Below are 16093 nucleotides of genomic sequence, written 5' to 3' on the forward strand. Positions count from 1 at the left end.
GGGCACAGCAAATTAGATTAGATGAAAATTAGTATTCTCGGCTATGGCTGGTTTGGCAGTGCCTTAGGTACGTCGTTGTTAGAAGATGGGCTTGAAGTTCATGGTTCGGTAACCACTGAACAAAAGTTTGAAGCACTTCATAAGGCTGGCATACAAGCTAGCGTAATCAAACTCGGTGGCCCTGAACCACTCGACCCTGCGGCGGATTTCTGGGTCTGTGATGCTTTAGTCATCGCTTCTAACGTGAGGCTGGTTGCGAATACAAGCTACATTGACGGCCTAAAACAGGTAATTGAAATTATTCTGTCTAAGAACATAAAGAAGACGATTCTTATAAGTTCCACAAGTGTTTTTGGAGATACCGGGCAGTCTGTGGATGAAAGTTCAAGCTGTAATCCGGAGACTGGCTCTGGAGAAATTTTGCTACAAATGGAGTCTCTACTACAGCAATTGCCCGATGGCCGGTCAACTGCATTACGCTTCGGTGGACTTGTTGGCCCAGGGCGACACCCAGGAAGGTTTTTTGCCGGAAAAAAAGGTGTAGCGAATGGCTTAGCTCCAGTTAATCTTATCCATCTTGATGATTGTATCGGTGTTACAAAACGTTTGCTGCACATGGAGCAGCTCCCAGGATGTCTGAATGCTGTTGGCCCTGATCATCCATCAAGGGCAGCGTTCTATATGCTTGCAGCGGAGATGCAGGGCCTAGCAGTCCCGGAATTCATTCCTGAAAAGCTGCATTGGAAGATTGTGAGAAGCAGGTACAATGAAGATATCGGCTATACATACCGGGTGAACAATTGGGAGATTTGGCTACGGTCTGGTACCGGTTTGGAATAAAGGGTAAAAAGAAACCCCTGCAAACTAAATTGCAGGGGTTCTAACTAAGTATTCGTACACCCAACAGGTGTATAATTTAGATATGCATACACTTTTTACAAGTTACAACCATCTCACAAAAACCTTGATAATCATTGTTAATTAACGCGTTATAGCTAATTAGATATTGATTTGTATCGTTAAATATATTTAGGATTACAGTAAAACTGTATGTATATTTGAATACTTACATACAGTTATGGCATTACCGAAATTTTATTTAGAACCTAGGGCAACCGGGAGCGGAAAACTCGCGATCAATATGTTTTATTCGTTTTACGGTCAAAGATTGCAGTATTATACTGGCATTCGGATAGAACCTAAATTTTATAAAGCTGGGACCAAAGAGAAGCCAACTGATAAAAGCGATGTAAATAAACTGATCAGTGAGAGCGCACCATATGCATCTGCGATCAGAGCCAATCTTAAACAAATCGCTCTTGATGCTCAGAACATTGCCAACACCGCAAAGACAAACAAGATTCCAGTAACTAAAGAATACCTCAGAACTGAACTTGATAAGATTCACAAGCATAAAGTCGAGGTAGTAGAGGAACTGCCGTCAGATGTAGAGCATGATTTTGTCTCCTATTACCAGATGGTTATCGAAGAACGGAAATCTGGAAAAAGGGAAATTAGCACAGGGCGTAATGCCGGGAAACGTTTTACCCACAACTCCATCAAAAACTATGGAAACACTTTAGCTGCGGTAAAAAGGTACATGGGGTATATGATGCTCGGATCCTTACCGTTCGAAACTGTCAACAAAGATTTTTATGATAACTTCAAGCGGTACTGCTTCGATGTGGAGCAAAAGGAAGTTTCAACTTTCGTGGGCTATGTGAAAGACATTAAAAGTATAATGAATGAGGTGGCTCCTGATACTTTTAAGCCTAAGGATTTTGTGAAACCAGGGTATGAAGCAGATACTATATACTTAAATGATACACAGATTGACAAGATAGCCTCACTTGATTTATCTGATCCGGACGGATTTGAGATGATTACTAAAGACGGTCTGGAAATCAAAGTTTCATATAGTACTTTAGAAAAGGTACGTGATTTGGCTCTGGTAGGTTTCTGGAGTGGTCTCCGTTTTTCAGATTTCTCATGCCTGGACCTGCAAAGCATTGACGGTAATTTTATTAAAGTCAAGCAAATTAAAACAGGTGGCCGGGTTAGCATTCCAGTAATGGCAAAACTTAAACCTGTCCTTGCTAGATACTCGGAAGGGCTACCCCAAATATCAAATCAGCGTTTTAATGAATACATCAAGATTGTAGCTAGGCTTGCTGGACTTACAGAGCCTAAAACTGTAACCAATACAAAAGGTAACACTCAGAACAAAACCACTCAGCCACTATATAAATACGTGTCCTCGCATTGCTGCAGGAGATCGTATGCTACCAATATGTTTAATAAAGGAGTACCTACTATGCTGATAATGAATAGTACCGGACATAAAAGTGAATCAGCCTTTTTAAAATACCTGAGGGCAACCAATGAAGATAAAGCTATTTTGATGGCAGAAGCAATGCAAAAACTAGGATTATAAAGATTAACGCTATGAATGAGATCCAAAATAAAGGAAGTGTCAGCCAAAGAAAAGAGATGGCTGAATTCGAAGAGTATTTCCTGAATCTACCTTTCGAAGAACAAAAACAAGAAATGATAAAGCACTTGAGGAGTTTGCTTGACTTCTTATCTGATGCTGACGATGAGGATGTCATTTTGTTTATTGTGAAAGTGCAAACCGAATCTATAGAGCCTTTGTTGAGTCATTTTAAGAAATACCTGAATCAGAATGGAGCTTGGATCTTTGTTCTTAAAGCCGGGCTTACCGAGGAGTTCAATTCGAGAATTACCCAGGCCATTTGGATGAATATAGCTTATCCTCAAGAAAATGAAGAGCTGCTCAATGACATCATTGCAATTATTGATGACATTGAAGATAAAGCAATAAAAGCCCACTGTAATGAACAGTCTAAGATTGTGAGAAACACCCCCTATGTAAGAGATCTAATCCACACTGTTAATGAGGCAAAATACATACTTAAAGCCAACGTGATTGATGCAATGGAAATCAAAAGAGGCTGGGCACTGAAACTTCATGATTTCTTTATTACAACGCTGGACTACCTAAAAACAAAAGACCAATTTCCTATTACCAAAAAGCTAAATAAATCAAGCGTCTCTGTAGAGCCAACAAACCTTTTTAAAACAGGAATTGATCCTCAGCCTTACTTAGATGTGCTTAAAAAAGTGAAACCACCTATTTTGAATGCAGAAGGTGAGTTTGTTAGAGGTCCGAAAAGCAAGGCATGTATCGCAGCCTGGATTGATCAATTATCTTCTCTTGGTGTCATTAACGAAGTCTTAAACGATGCGCAAAGAGCCGAACTAGTTAACAAAGCAATACCCAATCTTGATATTACCGATAGAACATTGAGGAGCGCAGAAAGTAAGATCAGTAGAGCCTATCTTCAGTACGAGAAGGGCATACATACCTTATTATGTAAGGTAAATTAAACGAAAGTACCCTTAGTATCTTCCGGTATTTCCTTTTGGAAGTTACGGAAGATACACATTAACACCTTAGCATAACAAAACAAAATGTTATGCAAGCAACCGCACAAAATCCCCAAGAAACCGTTTTCATTTCGGTGCCAATTCACACCTTGAGAGGTATTATAATGGATTGTGTTAATACGTGTTTGAAATATCACGAGATATCACTTTCAGAATCCAACGGCCAGATCGATCTGCAACAAGACGAGCGGTTCACCATCCCACAATTAGCAGAATACCTGAAAGTAAACAAACTAACAATCCATCGTTACAAAAAGAATGGCGTGTTTCCATTCTACCAGGTGGGTCGCACGGTTTTCTTCAAACAATCAGAGGTAGACGCTGCAATGTCGTCAATGACTAAATTGAAAAAAGGAGCAACCAAATAAATGACTGCTCCTTTTAAAAAGTCTTTTGATCATGGTGGGCATGACAAGGACGAAGATACAAAAAAATTAATAAAGCAAGCATTATTCCAAGCTAAACGGCCACTAACAAGGAGACAAATCAGCCTATATACTAAGGTAGAAATTTGCACCCTTTGTTTGCCGCTGCTCAGGATGGTTCAATCCGGATCACTGTACGTGGCTTATATATGTCCTTGTCAAATCACTGGTAACAGGTGCTACCATTATGCTTTGCAGTCGTGGAAAAGGAGGAAGCATGGGGTTTAAAATAACAGAGTGCGAAGATGTAACGCCACCGGTTAACGTGTTGGATCCAACGAAAGACCGCTTTATTGAGGATATCGGCATGATGTACAGTGACGCTATAAAGCAAGGGCTCCTACAACACCCAAGCGATATCAAAGCTGATAGACTCAAAGAGTATGCTTTATTAGCCGCAAAGCATTTAATACCCCAGGGAATAGACATACCACCACCTGAAATCGTTTTCGAAATTGGTGGTATTCCCATGCTTACAAAGAAGTCCATCTCTTTATTGATTGCCAAAGCAAAGGCAGGTAAGACTACCGTAGCTGCTTGGATTATAGCACAAGCCATCCAGGTGGGTATTCGGGTGTTATGGGTTGACACTGAACAAGGCTTATACTACGGAAGCCGTACCCAAAGCTGGATACTATCAATTGCCGGACTTCAAACTTCTGAAAACCTATCCTTTTACGATTTAAAGATCCATCCACCTGACATCCGCATACATATTATTGAGTCGTTGATGCAAACAGGTCAGTATGATTTGATTGTCATTGATGGTGTGCGTGATCTAGTCTTTGACATTAACAGTCCGGAAGAGGCTACTCACACAGCCACTAACTTAATGCGCTGGGCGGAGGTATTTAACTGCCATATTCTAACGATACTTCACCAAAACAAAGGCAATGATCACGCCAGAGGGCATTTAGGGTCAGAGATGGTTAATAAGGCTGAAACTGTTATCAAAGTAGGTCAAAATGACCTTAAGGAGATTGTAGTAGAGCCAGAATTTACCCGTGGGAAGCCTTTTGATGTATTTGCTTTGAATCGTGACGAAAATGGAACGCCTTACATGGTTGAAAACTGGTCCTCTTCTAATGAAGAAGGAACGCCAATTAGAAGAAAATTAGATCTACCTACTGAAGTCCCTTCGGTTTTACATCACAGTGTTTTAACTAAGGTTTTCAAGAATGATGAAGAATTAAAAAGCACTGATTTCTTAAACAGCTTCATGGCGGCATGGTCTACGGTAAGTTATGAGCCGAAAAAAGATCCCATGAATTTGAGCCGAGCAAAAGTATTCCATTCTTTCTATGTACAAGAGGGATACATCACTCAGCTCAAAGGTCAAAAAGGTAATATGACGCTTAACAAACTAGCGGATAAGGTAGAGTTGGTTAGCGAGGAACAGTTGGTTAACCAACTATTTTAACCAACTATCAACAGAGTAAAAAGGGTTGGTTAGTTGGTTAAACCCCCTATATATAGGGGTTAACTAACCGACACTGTTAACTAACACTACTGACTAACAAAATATGAGTGATTTAAAATCTGATTAACCAACTCCATGACACCACAACAAAAGTTTACCATTTATATACGAACAAAGCAGGTGTTCTCTTTAAGACTAAGAACTGAATTTGACGATTTACAGCCGGTGCATATTCCAAGTAAAGAAATAGAAGAACGGTTTTTTACTTTTCCGGATTTTAAAAGGAAAGATGAAATACTAGCACTTGTAATTAGTGGAGAGTTAAGAGTCACCGAAAAGGATAAACGTTTCTTTTACGAGGCTCTGAAGCCAGGTAAAATTGATCTAAGTTTATTACTAACTAAGCCTTTACCTGAAGATCCTATTTACAAGGTAATACTAAACCACCTCAAAAGTGTTTCATTGCCGCCGGGTGCAGCTTCGACTGATTATTTTGATTTATTTCTAAAGTACCAACAGGATAGGCCGGAGCTGTTTTTTAAAGTAGATGAGTTTGCCGGCCGAGTTCACAGTCCTGTTTCAAATTTCCATAGGTCACACAGGCCATACCTTTTACTTGATGGAGAGCAAACCACATCCCTGGATGTTGCCTGCATGCAGCCTACTTTATTAGGGAAAATACTAAGAGAAGCTATACCGGGAAATGAGTATAGCGGATGGATTAATTCTGGAAAAGACATCTATGTTGAACTGCAGACCAAAGCACGATTAGAGACACGTGACGAGGCAAAAAAGAAATTCTTTGAAATCCTTTTCAGTAAACCAAGCAATGCACTTTCTAATTTGTTTGGCGCTGCGGATTGGATCACATGGATTAATCTATACAAGGCGACACCGCAGACCTTAAATCCACATGGAAAGGATAAACCACACAGTAATTTAGCATGGTTACTGCAGACCACCGAAGTAAAGGTAATGGCGCAAATATGGCGAAAGCTGATAGCTGCGGAGATCATTTTCGTTCCGGTACACGATGAAATCATTATTCCTATTTCTAAAGCCGAACAAGCTCGGGTGATAATGAGCCAGGTCCTATCAAACGAGTTTGTTTACTTCAAAATATCAGGCGATAAGCTAAACAAAGACTTTTCTACGGTCACTACGCGCGTGAAGGATCCAGCACCGTCTAGGATCCCCGATGAACTAGCTGAATTACAGAAATACTATTCAGATCTGGAAAGTAGGGGGGATATCCCAGATAAGCATAGAAACTACATTGGCTCATTATGGCAAGGTGTGCAATTAACGCTACCTACTAACCATTTAAGCCTATCACTTTACACTGATGCCCTGGAGCAATTAAAATCCGAATTATTAACAAACAAACACATAGCAGCATGACAAAAAACAGGAAAAATGAAGTTGAGATCTTAAAAGCCGAGATCGCCAGCGTAAAAGCAAACCGGTATATGACACCAGAAGAAAAGGCTAAGAAAATTAACCATTTACGGTTTTTAATCGACGAGAAATGAAAGCAACCTTTAATCGGCTTGTTCATATGAAACTGCAGGAGGTAAGCCCGGATGTGTACGAAGAATGTATAAGAATTGCAACGCCAATAATAAGCGAACCTAGTTTGACACCTGGGATTGTTCGACACCTGGTTATCCGTAACAATCCAAAGCCGGAAACAATGCCCTTTGTGATTGCAGTTACGTACTACCTAATAGCCCCCCACAAATTAATAAGCCAGTCTATTAAGTTGGCGTCTGGACTACGAACTTTAATCAGTGATAATCTGGGATTTGAAAATCCCGAACTGGTCAATCACTACAGTAAGTTTATCATCCCAATGTGGAAGAATCCGCGGTTTAAAGATAGGGTAATTGCTGAAGCAGAAGCAATAATTGAATTTCTAAAATAGAACAGAATGGAAATGAATAAAAAACGAGGAAGGCCACCTGGAAGGCCAAAAACAGGAGGTAGAATGCCAGGAACGCCTAATAAGATTACAAGCGATCTAAGAAGCCGAATACATGATCTAATTGATGACAACTGGGAACAAATGAAGGAAGATGTTAAGGTGCTTGATGCTGAGAAAAGGTTGTCTTTCATTGAAAAACTTCTAAAGTACGCAGTGCCAACATTATCCAGTGTATCGAGTGAAATTGAGCTTAAATCGAAACTGGAAGGAATGAGTGAGGATCAGTTGAATACATTAATTACGCAAATACTTGACCAAGATGAGCAAGCAACAAACTAAAGAACAGCTGATTAATCAGCTTATTGGACTGATCAATGGTTCGGTTTCCAAAGATGATTTAAAGCCAAAAGATCTATGCATCTGCATAGGATATGGCTCCGATAATGTTTACCTCATCAACAATCACCCGGCCAGTAAAGAAGAGTATGAGAAGGTAAGCACAGCACATCCAGTGGAGTCATTTACAGTTACTTATGGAGAATATGAACAAACAGCAGCAGATACAACAGATTATTGATCTAATGACCGGCAGGATATCCGCGAAAGATATCGAGCCTCGAATGGTAATTCACTTTGAGGAGCCTAATGGAAACACTTACCCCATTAATAATAAAATGGTTAGTAAGGATGAGTTCCATAGATACCTGAGGACGCTGCCGGCAATAGGTCATTTAGAAACAACAGGAAGAATTAACAATATGGAGGAGTATTATTATGATTAAAGCTATCGGGGGTAAGAAGGATAAAATAGAGCTGATAGCTTCACTCATCCAAGGGAAGATCAGCAAACGAGAAGTTGTCCAGACAATGCCAGTTCCAGTGTGTATCGAGTGGAGTGATACAGATCCGGAAGAAAACATCTATGTGGCTAATGGCGGTAAAGTCAATAAAATAGATTTTGACAGGATAGTAGAAATGAGGGCCAAATATGAATAAGTCACAAAAGATTGAAAGTTTGATGCAGGTATTGAAGGGCAGAGCCCCTAAGAGCATTTTAAAGAGAAATAAGCTACTATTCAGAAGGGGAAGTGATACAGGTCGGATGTTCCTCTTAAACGGCTCAACGATCACCTTAAGTGATGTATTCAGCCTTCTTTATACCGACGATACATTTGAGGTAGAAGTAACCAAACAATAGAGTATGGAAATCAAGGATAAAATCATTGATGCTATAAAGGCGAACGACAAGGAGAAATTAAAAGAGCTGCAAGATGAGATAAGCCGGGACAAGTGGCTTAAAGACTGGCGCGCACGAGGTAGTAACATGGGCGACTGGATCAAGTTAGATAATCCATTCGTGAGATTTGTGGAGACAAAGTAATCTTTATAGTTGCACATATAACTGAAAGAATATCTAACTTTCATGGAAAATAAAATTGTGAAATATGGCTATTGGAAGGGATGAGATTATCGCATACATTGAAAAAACAGAAATGCTGGTAGTTGTACATACCTACACGATACAATATCTCACATCTCCCTACCGAACTCAATTTGATTTACAAACCTTTGGCCAAGTTGGCAATCTGACTCTTTACTCGAAATCAGGATCGCGAATTTATCCTGTTGAAAAAAATGTTAAAAAGTTTTTAGCTGAAACTAACGAAATGGTTTACATAATGAATAATACATTGATTCACTCAATCGTTTTCATTGGTGATCTTATTCAACAGGCGAACTTATCAAATCATAGTCCAGAATTCGAGTTTTTACGGCATCTAAGGAATGCAATGGCACATGGGAATAGATTCCACTTCAAAAACAATGAGCCTAAAAGAGCTGCGTTTTTCAATGAATTCAAGTTAACTAGCGAGCTTGATGGAATGAATAAAGTAATCCCAGACTTCCTAGGAACAGCAGATGTACTTGACTTATTATCTTTTATCAAGAGTCAAATTTAGCCACATGATTATTGCTCTTTAACCCTGACCTAAGATGTTCTTCATTTTTCCTGAAGGGCGCATAACTAAATCAAATATCGTTGTTTAATGTTTTTTTGTAGAGACCGACACGCTTCAGTTATATACATCAGATCTCTTTTCACTATGTCTCTTATCTTGCCATCGGGGAACTCAATAGCCTTTAAAATGTGAAACTTTATAATACATGTTAGTAACCCGTTTACAGCCCTAAATTCCGATGGATCATCATCCAAATCATATTTTAGCTTCACATTCAAATGCTGAAAGTGGTCGCGCTGTCGACCTATGATTTCAAAAAGCTTAAAGAGAACCTTATGCTCGAATACATCTAACAGGATAAGTTCGAGCATAGGCACGCAAGAGTAACGAAGTTTTTTATTCATGTCTCCATTTATTCCAGGAATGTCGATAGTAGTTTTAAAGGCAGCTAAGCCCTGAACCAAAGAACATAGATTTTTAAACCTATCGTCTGAGATGTATTGGCTAGAATTAATCTCGTTGAAATATAAAGTGAGGATTTTTTTTTGTGCTGAGGTAAAGCTCTTCCAGATCAAATATGAATGTTTGACTTGTTCCTTTATGTCTTCAATCGATATGAAACACTGATCGACTTTTGGAGTTTTAGTTTTAAGCTTCCATTCAACTAGCTCCTTTGTAAAAAAGAAATAGGTTCTATCCTTATCTGGTTTATTGGCTTTATCCTCAGCAAATAACAATAAGTCAATCGGAAGTTGTTTAGCTCCAAAAATCAATTGAACAAACCATCCTACACTTTTAATTTCGGGCGCAATTAAATCCAAGGATTTTGTTTCTGAAAGCAAAAGGTCGAAGTAAGGCTCCACTTGGACGCTAAATACGCGGTTTGAGGATTTTGACCATCTAAATGTAACAGGATTAAATAACGACACCGTCCCGTCGATCTCTTCATAAAAATCTATTCGTTCAAAAGTCGGTTGAAATGAAAAGGCATTTCCATTATGTTCAATGTCGATGTAACGGCCTATAGACTCTAACCGATCATAATAAACTCTACAGTGCCTAAAGGCATTTAGGTTCAAGTCGCCATCTATATCCGTAACTAATAAGTCCTGCACTTTAAACTCGTGATGTGCGAATTGATTCCATCCTCCACTTGTTGATATAGTGAAATTTTCAAATGCTTTAAATTTCATTATTCCTTTCTCAGTTGAGAGAAGTCCCGTAATAGATGCTACAACCTCATAAGGGAAGCCATATTCGCCATTTTCAGTTATGATACTCAAAATAATGCTCCCCTCAGGAAAAGAGATTGTGCAAGAGAGCTTATTGTTATTGATAAAAATTGTTCCAGCATATGTCTTTTTAAAGTCGAAAACCCCCATGATATCAAATGTACGAACATACACTATTTTTTCCGTCGATGTTGACTGCACTAGATCCTATGTTACTCCTCAAAGGAGTACGCTAATCCTAACTCCCGCACCATTCAGGCTAGAACTGCGATCTATACATACACTTTAACATACATTTTCCGCCTTACTTACTACCGATATCAGGTAAATGAACTCATTTATCAGGGGAGAATCAGGCACCTACATTTGTACATCAGGAAACGAGAAATACAAATCATGGCAAAGTTTAAACCAGGTCAGTCGGGCTACCCGCTCGGACGCCCCCCACGTAAAAAACCGATTAAACAAAGAATTGAGAACCTACTACAGACTAATCTCGACAAAATCGAACAGGAAATTGAAACTGCTTCACCTGAAGAAAGGCGTGATTTCTTTGTAAAGCTCATTGGAGTTGTTTCTAATAGCCAAATCACTTCCACTCAACGGGCTGGGTCACCTAACCTAACACTTACCGCATGATCCCAGTTAGCATCAACGACAAGAGCGTGCCGAAGGTTATTCGCAAAAAAGCAAAGCTGATCGCTGAATTGTGGAAGAAGAACAAAATTGACAAGCTACGGGAGCTTAGAGAAAGTTCGAAAAACTTTGGAATCCATATCTATCATCATTCGCAAGGTACAGATAGTTACTACCACGATACCGAAGGTAGATACTACGCCTGGGCTCAAATTGAAGCTATGGACCTTCTACGGCTGAACAATGGTGAGCATTTCTCTACAGTTGTAATCCCCTACAAAGCCGGAATCCATTTCATAAAAAGCAGCCTGGCACCTAACCCCATCTTAAATTAAACGCATGCTCAAGATCACTGCAGACTTCGACTTTAAAGCCCTTGATCGTCACTTTGATCAGTTTGTTGAGGACGCGAAAAACAAGCTGGTAGAAACCTTGAAGGTAGTCGGCAAAAAAGCAGTTGATCGTTCTCGTGAAAAGACCAAAGTACAAGGCGGCTTCGGGAACATTACCTGGAACCTTAGAGGCTCAATCGGGTATGTCATTGTTAAAGATCACGGAATCATCGATAAATACTTCCCCCCTCTTGCAGAAGGTGACCTCGGCACTACTCAAGGCATCAAATACGCTGAAGAAATAGCCTTATTACTCGATGATGGCGATATCATGCTGATAGTTGTGGCTGGGATGGAATACGCATACTATGTTGAGGCTAAAGGATTTGATGTAATATCCGGATCAGAAGGACACATGGAATCAGAATTAAGAACCGCATTAAAACACTCAATAAAATAAAGCATGCCTGGAGAATTAAACTATAAAGCTGGAATCGACATCAGCGGTTTTACTAAGACTGCTGAACAAGTTAGAAAGCGATTGGCAGATTTAGCGAAAGCTAGTGCTACTGTTAAACCAGTAACACTCGACACCAAACCCATCTCCAACTACCAGCAGGCACAACTTGCCTTACAGAAGTCCTTAGCTGATGCACGTGTTGAAGTTCAACGGCTGATCCAGGTCAATCAGGCTTTAAAGAACGAACTGGAGCAGGGTAAGATTGCAACACAGGCAAGCCGTACTGAAGTTGAGCGACTGAAGATTGCTGAGCAGGAACTAAAGAATGCCTTTGCTCAGGGTAAGATTGGACTTCAGGACTACAACAAACAGGTGCAAGCCAACAAGGTTGCTCAGGGAGAATTAAACCAAAAGCTTACCGAGGCAGCGATCAAGGATAAGCAAGCTGCTGCTGCATTGAAGGAGCATGCCCTTGAGCAGAAGAAGATTACCGAAGAGGCGAAAAAGGCACGTGCGGCTAACGTAGCACTTTCTGGCTCATATAAGGAAGCTCAGCAGAGGTTAAAAGAGTTAGGCGAAAGGATTAGAGGTGTTCAGGGTGGTTTTGACAACCAAACCCCTGCAATGAAACGTAAAATCAAAGAGTATAATGATCTCAATGATAAGCTAAAGGCGTTTGATGCACAAATGGGTAATCATCAGCGTAACGTTGGTAATTACGGTGGTGCATTACGTGGTGCCGCAGAGGATTTAGCTGGACTTGCAACAGCGTATCTATCAGCCGGTCAGGCACTGCAGTTTATCTTTCAGTCAACACTTGAATTCAACAAGATTAAAAACCCTCTAACATTTATAACTGGCTCTGAGGGTGACGCATTAAATAAATTATCTGAATTAAAGCAACTAGCACAAGATTTAGGGCTTGATTACTTTGCTCTTGCTGAATCTTATAAGTCATTTACCGGTGCCGCTAGGGCTTCTAACTTTGACCTTGATAAATCAGAAAAGATATTCAGGTCAGTAGCTAAGGCTGGTGCTGTCTTGGGTTTATCCAGTGATCAAATGTCGGGTTCCCTGCTTGCCTTGCAACAAATGATTAGTAAGGGTAATGTTCAAGCTGAAGAACTACGTGGTCAGTTATCCGAGCGATTACCGGGTGCATTCTCTCTTGCTGCAAAAGCAATGGGTGTAACTGAGCAAGAATTAAACAAGCTGCTTGAATCTGGCTCTGTAGTGGCAAGTGACATGTTGCCTAAATTAGCTGAGCAATTAGATAAGGCCTACGGGGATAAAGCCGCCGATGGAATACATGGACTGAATGCCGAGTTAAATGGCCTGAAATCAGCGTTGCAAAGCTTGGCCGGTGAGGGATCTGCACTTAGTACTAATCTTTTTGAACCTATCATACGTGGAGCTAAGAATGCAGCCATTGAGCTGAGTCAGTTCTTCAGGGGATCATTTACCGAAAACATTAGGTATGCGTTAACATTTACCAACAGTTCACTTGCAGCACAACGTAAGGCTTACGACCTTAGAGATAGCAGTAAGAACAATCAGAGCGCATTGCAAGCATCTCAAAAGAAGGATGTGTCTTTACTCAGCCTTGGCGAACTTCGTAACACTTACAGTCAGGTTAATGAAACGTACAAGCAGGCGGTTCGGGATTATAAAGCCTTTGAGGAAGGTGTTAAGAATGGAACACTGAAGGAATCGAATGATAAAACGGTGAAGTCGTTTTTCAAACTTGCTGAAGGCCTGCACGCTGAACGGGAACGTGTAGGTGAGGAATTGAAAAAGATTAAAGGGCAACAGGTTACTGGCAACAAAGAGATTGCTGATAGTGCATTAACTGCTATTGCCGACATCAAAAAGCGAATTACCAAACTTCAGAAGCTACCTGGATCAGCTGATGCAACAAGTGATATCGCTAAACGCATTGAGGCGCTTCAGGCTCGGATTAAAAAAGGGGGCGGATCAACTACTGCCAAAGCAGAGGAAACCGCTTTAAACCGACAAAGAACCCTGCAAGCTGAAATTGATGCGCTTACCCGTAAAGGTGTTGCCAGTAAAGAAGCGGCCGATCAGCAGGAAATTGTTAGCGTTGAAGAAAAGTACCGTAAATTAAGGGAGAAAGCGATTGCATTTAATAATGCGAAAGACAGCAAAGGGCAGAAAGTAAACATCAGCGGACTCAGTGCTGCCGAAGCTGAAGAAAAACAGGAGATCCGGTATAAGGCTGAAGCCAAAGTGCTAAAGACCTCATTAGATGAGCAGGCTAAATACTACGCTGAATTTGAGGATTTAAAAACCAAGATTGGGGAAGATAAAGCCAAGGCGAGATATGAGAACCTAATTGACGTAGACAAAAACTACCTGGAATCGCTTGAAAAGCAAATGGAGGACTTGACCAACCCAGGGAAAGCCAAAGGTGGTAGCGAAGATGAAGCTGAAGCGAATCCATTTGCAATGAAGCTGTTGAATGAGCAAATAGCGGCAGCCAGGATCATTGAGCAGAAAGCGCAGGATGATTTGCTTGCAGACTTCCTCTCCTACCAGGAGAAAAGAAAGGTACTTACTGAAAAGTACAACAAGCAGATGTTATTACTTGGTGATGATGCTGAATCAAAGGCTTTGCGCACTGAGCAGTACCAAACTGAACTGGATGCACTCGATGATGCCAACGCTAAAAAGCTGGATTCATTCAAAGCCCTATTTGAAGGTGTAGACAGGTTATCTGATGAAAATGCTCGTAAGGTGGTATCCAACGCTGAAGATATGCTGAACGCCTTAATGGCAAGCGGTAAGATCAGCAAAGAGCTAGCAAAAGAGATCAGAACACTACTTGGCAATACAAAACGTGAGATTGCTGAACGTATGCCTGAACGAATAATTAACCTGGCCAATCAGATCGACCGCGTTGCTGAAGCTGTGTCTGGTGTTGATGAGGGATTTGGAAAGCTACTTGGTACCGTTGGTAACGTTGTTGGTCAGGTTGGGAATATTAAGAAAGGTATGCTGGACCTGAAGGATGCGCAGGGCAAAGGAGATGCACTTGGACAGTTAGGTGCAGGTCTTGGAATTTTCGGCGCAGCATTCAGCGCATTCAAATCTGTATCTGATGTACTTGGCGCTGACTTAAAGGCGAACGCTGAACAACAGGCTTATGCTCGTGAAGTCCAGACCAATCAGATTGAAGCGATGAATAAGGCTCTTGAAAGGCAGATATCGCTGATCAATGAGGCGTATGGTACTGACAGGATTAAAGAGTATCAGGCTGCACTTGCACAGGCTACAATCGATCAAAAGAAATTCCAGGAGCAGTTAAAAGGCCGGTATGCCCTTACTGGAGACAAGCAAGAGGATGCAATTATCGCTACTTACAATCAAGGTGGCTCCCTGCCGGGTATGTCGCGCTCATTCCTTGAAAAAACGTTTCAACTAAGCGGTCACAAGCAGCTACCTGAAAGCCTGGAGGAACTGCAAAGGTTGTTGGATAGTAAGCAACTAGACGAGAAAACAGCCGTTATAGTGGCGAACCTAATCCAATCTGCTGAAGCCGCAAAAGACCTTGCCAACAACCTTAAAGCTGAGACAATCGGCACATCCCTCGATGCCATTGCTGATGACTTCATTGGCGCCCTTACTGATGGTACACATGATTTCGGTAAAACGTTCGAGGACACCATACGCACGTCAATATTGAACGGCTTTAAGGGGGAATTGATCAGGAAGCAATTGCAGGCCTTCTATGACGAGTATGCTGCAGCCACTGATGACGGGACACTGACTGAAAAGGAAATTGCGGTATTAAGAAAATCCTACACAGAAGCCGCTGAGAAAGCCCAGAAAGATCTGGAGAATTGGGAGAAAACTACTGGCATGAGCTTAAAGGATGGTGGTAAGGGCTCAAACAACAACTCCCTCACCGGTTCCATCAAGAATATCACTGAGGAAACGGGTACTGTAATCGCAGGCGCTATGAACGGGGTGCTGGTTGGAGTAAATAGAACAAATGGGTTGCTGGCAGAAGCGAACAAAGTTCATTTTGATGCATTTTCCATTGCCAAGAGCAACCTGGAATATAGTGTTCAAATAGCAGCCAATACGTTGAGAACGGCTAACAATACTGAAAGCCTTACAAGATTAGAAAACATAGAAAAAGCACTTCAGAGTATGGATCGTAAAACTGGATCAGGAAATGCAGCCTTAAAAGCTAACGGACTATAAATACAAGA

The 16093-nt window shown here is 40.9% G+C and carries 18 protein-coding genes; 17 read left to right on the forward strand and 1 reads right to left on the reverse strand.

Going from position 1 to position 16093, the window contains the following annotated elements; all coding sequences use genetic code 11:
* The first annotated feature begins 21 nt into the window (after positions 1–21).
* The 14 genes from ACTHQF_RS06580 to ACTHQF_RS06645 all read left to right on the forward strand — a co-directional run bounded on the left by ACTHQF_RS06580 (position 22) and on the right by ACTHQF_RS06645 (position 9198).
* A complete protein-coding gene (locus tag ACTHQF_RS06580) occupies positions 22–840 on the forward strand; it encodes an SDR family oxidoreductase (protein ID WP_440429196.1) in 819 nt (272 codons plus the stop codon).
* A 238-nt stretch (positions 841–1078) separates the two neighbouring features.
* Complete coding sequence (locus ACTHQF_RS06585; protein WP_440429197.1) at positions 1079–2434, forward strand: tyrosine-type recombinase/integrase; 1356 nt, start codon at positions 1079–1081, stop codon at positions 2432–2434.
* Between the two features lie 11 nt (positions 2435–2445).
* Positions 2446–3408 (forward strand): hypothetical protein, encoded by a 963-nt coding sequence (locus ACTHQF_RS06590; protein ID WP_440429198.1) that lies wholly within the window; start codon positions 2446–2448, stop codon positions 3406–3408.
* A gap of 89 nt (positions 3409–3497) precedes the next feature.
* Entirely contained in the window at positions 3498–3836 is a 339-nt protein-coding gene (locus ACTHQF_RS06595) for a helix-turn-helix domain-containing protein (protein WP_440429199.1), read from the forward strand.
* A 274-nt stretch (positions 3837–4110) separates the two neighbouring features.
* A complete protein-coding gene (locus ACTHQF_RS06600; protein ID WP_440429200.1) occupies positions 4111–5313 on the forward strand; it encodes an AAA family ATPase in 1203 nt (400 codons plus the stop codon).
* Positions 5314–5448: 135 nt separating this feature from the next.
* On the forward strand, positions 5449–6714 hold the full coding sequence (locus ACTHQF_RS06605; RefSeq protein WP_440429201.1) for a hypothetical protein: 1266 nt from the start codon (positions 5449–5451) through the stop codon (positions 6712–6714).
* Positions 6711–6845 carry a hypothetical protein gene (locus ACTHQF_RS06610; protein ID WP_440429202.1) on the forward strand — a complete coding sequence of 45 codons (135 nt, stop codon included), beginning with the start codon at positions 6711–6713 and terminating at the stop codon, positions 6843–6845. Before ACTHQF_RS06605 ends, ACTHQF_RS06610 begins: the two co-directional genes overlap by 4 nt.
* Entirely contained in the window at positions 6842–7237 is a 396-nt protein-coding gene (locus tag ACTHQF_RS06615; RefSeq protein ID WP_440429203.1) for a hypothetical protein, read from the forward strand. The genes ACTHQF_RS06610 and ACTHQF_RS06615 overlap by 4 nt, the downstream gene beginning before the upstream one ends.
* A 6-nt stretch (positions 7238–7243) precedes the next feature.
* Positions 7244–7576 carry a hypothetical protein gene (locus tag ACTHQF_RS06620; protein WP_440429204.1) on the forward strand — a complete coding sequence of 111 codons (333 nt, stop codon included), beginning with the start codon at positions 7244–7246 and terminating at the stop codon, positions 7574–7576.
* Positions 7557–7814 carry a hypothetical protein gene (locus ACTHQF_RS06625; RefSeq protein WP_440429205.1) on the forward strand — a complete coding sequence of 86 codons (258 nt, stop codon included), beginning with the start codon at positions 7557–7559 and terminating at the stop codon, positions 7812–7814. Before ACTHQF_RS06620 ends, ACTHQF_RS06625 begins: the two co-directional genes overlap by 20 nt.
* Positions 7815–8011: 197 nt before the next feature.
* Positions 8012–8233 (forward strand): hypothetical protein, encoded by a 222-nt coding sequence (locus tag ACTHQF_RS06630; protein WP_440429207.1) that lies wholly within the window; start codon positions 8012–8014, stop codon positions 8231–8233.
* Positions 8226–8435, forward strand: a complete 210-nt coding sequence (locus ACTHQF_RS06635; RefSeq protein WP_440429208.1) for a hypothetical protein — start codon at positions 8226–8228, stop codon at positions 8433–8435. Before ACTHQF_RS06630 ends, ACTHQF_RS06635 begins: the two co-directional genes overlap by 8 nt.
* A gap of 3 nt (positions 8436–8438) precedes the next feature.
* A complete protein-coding gene (locus ACTHQF_RS06640; RefSeq protein ID WP_440429210.1) occupies positions 8439–8618 on the forward strand; it encodes a hypothetical protein in 180 nt (59 codons plus the stop codon).
* A 64-nt stretch (positions 8619–8682) separates the two neighbouring features.
* Positions 8683–9198, forward strand: a complete 516-nt coding sequence (locus ACTHQF_RS06645) for a hypothetical protein (RefSeq protein WP_440429211.1) — start codon at positions 8683–8685, stop codon at positions 9196–9198.
* Positions 9199–9263: 65 nt separating this feature from the next.
* Here the strand turns inward: ACTHQF_RS06645 and ACTHQF_RS06650 are convergent, their stop codons facing one another.
* Complete coding sequence (locus tag ACTHQF_RS06650) at positions 9264–10580, reverse strand: hypothetical protein (protein ID WP_440429212.1); 1317 nt, start codon at positions 10578–10580, stop codon at positions 9264–9266.
* A 485-nt stretch (positions 10581–11065) separates the two neighbouring features.
* On the opposite strand from ACTHQF_RS06650, the gene ACTHQF_RS06655 reads away from it, so the two are divergent.
* The 3 genes from ACTHQF_RS06655 to ACTHQF_RS06665 are packed head-to-tail and all read left to right on the forward strand — an operon-like array spanning position 11066 to position 16085.
* The gene (locus ACTHQF_RS06655) at positions 11066–11401 is read left to right on the forward strand and encodes a hypothetical protein (RefSeq protein ID WP_440429213.1); all 336 of its coding nucleotides are present in this window, start codon (positions 11066–11068) and stop codon (positions 11399–11401) included.
* A 4-nt stretch (positions 11402–11405) separates the two neighbouring features.
* Positions 11406–11858: a hypothetical protein gene (locus ACTHQF_RS06660; RefSeq protein ID WP_440429214.1), complete on the forward strand. Its 453-nt coding sequence runs from the start codon at positions 11406–11408 to the stop codon at positions 11856–11858.
* Between the two features lie 3 nt (positions 11859–11861).
* Positions 11862–16085, forward strand: a complete 4224-nt coding sequence (locus ACTHQF_RS06665; RefSeq protein WP_440429215.1) for a tape measure protein — start codon at positions 11862–11864, stop codon at positions 16083–16085.
* The last annotated feature ends 8 nt before the right edge of the window (positions 16086–16093 follow it).

Source organism: Pedobacter sp. SAFR-022, assembly GCF_051965375.1.
Classification (GTDB): domain Bacteria; phylum Bacteroidota; class Bacteroidia; order Sphingobacteriales; family Sphingobacteriaceae; genus Pedobacter.

What these genes read in the sequence shown, in the direction of transcription:
- ACTHQF_RS06615 (WP_440429203.1), top strand. Translation starts at nt 6,842, where the DNA reads ATGAAAGCAACCTTTAATCGGCTTGTTCATATGAAACTGCAGGAGGTA.
- ACTHQF_RS06655 (WP_440429213.1), top strand. Translation starts at nt 11,066, where the DNA reads ATGATCCCAGTTAGCATCAACGACAAGAGCGTGCCGAAGGTTATTCGC.
- ACTHQF_RS06645 (WP_440429211.1), top strand. Translation starts at nt 8,683, where the DNA reads ATGGCTATTGGAAGGGATGAGATTATCGCATACATTGAAAAAACAGAA.
- ACTHQF_RS06580 (WP_440429196.1), top strand. Translation starts at nt 22, where the DNA reads ATGAAAATTAGTATTCTCGGCTATGGCTGGTTTGGCAGTGCCTTAGGT.
- ACTHQF_RS06630 (WP_440429207.1), top strand. Translation starts at nt 8,012, where the DNA reads ATGATTAAAGCTATCGGGGGTAAGAAGGATAAAATAGAGCTGATAGCT.
- ACTHQF_RS06605 (WP_440429201.1), top strand. Translation starts at nt 5,449, where the DNA reads ATGACACCACAACAAAAGTTTACCATTTATATACGAACAAAGCAGGTG.
- ACTHQF_RS06665 (WP_440429215.1), top strand. Translation starts at nt 11,862, where the DNA reads ATGCCTGGAGAATTAAACTATAAAGCTGGAATCGACATCAGCGGTTTT.
- ACTHQF_RS06590 (WP_440429198.1), top strand. Translation starts at nt 2,446, where the DNA reads ATGAATGAGATCCAAAATAAAGGAAGTGTCAGCCAAAGAAAAGAGATG.
- ACTHQF_RS06610 (WP_440429202.1), top strand. Translation starts at nt 6,711, where the DNA reads ATGACAAAAAACAGGAAAAATGAAGTTGAGATCTTAAAAGCCGAGATC.
- ACTHQF_RS06640 (WP_440429210.1), top strand. Translation starts at nt 8,439, where the DNA reads ATGGAAATCAAGGATAAAATCATTGATGCTATAAAGGCGAACGACAAG.
- ACTHQF_RS06625 (WP_440429205.1), top strand. Translation starts at nt 7,557, where the DNA reads ATGAGCAAGCAACAAACTAAAGAACAGCTGATTAATCAGCTTATTGGA.
- ACTHQF_RS06635 (WP_440429208.1), top strand. Translation starts at nt 8,226, where the DNA reads ATGAATAAGTCACAAAAGATTGAAAGTTTGATGCAGGTATTGAAGGGC.
- ACTHQF_RS06585 (WP_440429197.1), top strand. Translation starts at nt 1,079, where the DNA reads ATGGCATTACCGAAATTTTATTTAGAACCTAGGGCAACCGGGAGCGGA.
- ACTHQF_RS06660 (WP_440429214.1), top strand. Translation starts at nt 11,406, where the DNA reads ATGCTCAAGATCACTGCAGACTTCGACTTTAAAGCCCTTGATCGTCAC.
- ACTHQF_RS06595 (WP_440429199.1), top strand. Translation starts at nt 3,498, where the DNA reads ATGCAAGCAACCGCACAAAATCCCCAAGAAACCGTTTTCATTTCGGTG.
- ACTHQF_RS06620 (WP_440429204.1), top strand. Translation starts at nt 7,244, where the DNA reads ATGGAAATGAATAAAAAACGAGGAAGGCCACCTGGAAGGCCAAAAACA.
- ACTHQF_RS06650 (WP_440429212.1), bottom strand. Translation starts at nt 10,580, where the DNA reads ATGGGGGTTTTCGACTTTAAAAAGACATATGCTGGAACAATTTTTATC.
- ACTHQF_RS06600 (WP_440429200.1), top strand. Translation starts at nt 4,111, where the DNA reads ATGGGGTTTAAAATAACAGAGTGCGAAGATGTAACGCCACCGGTTAAC.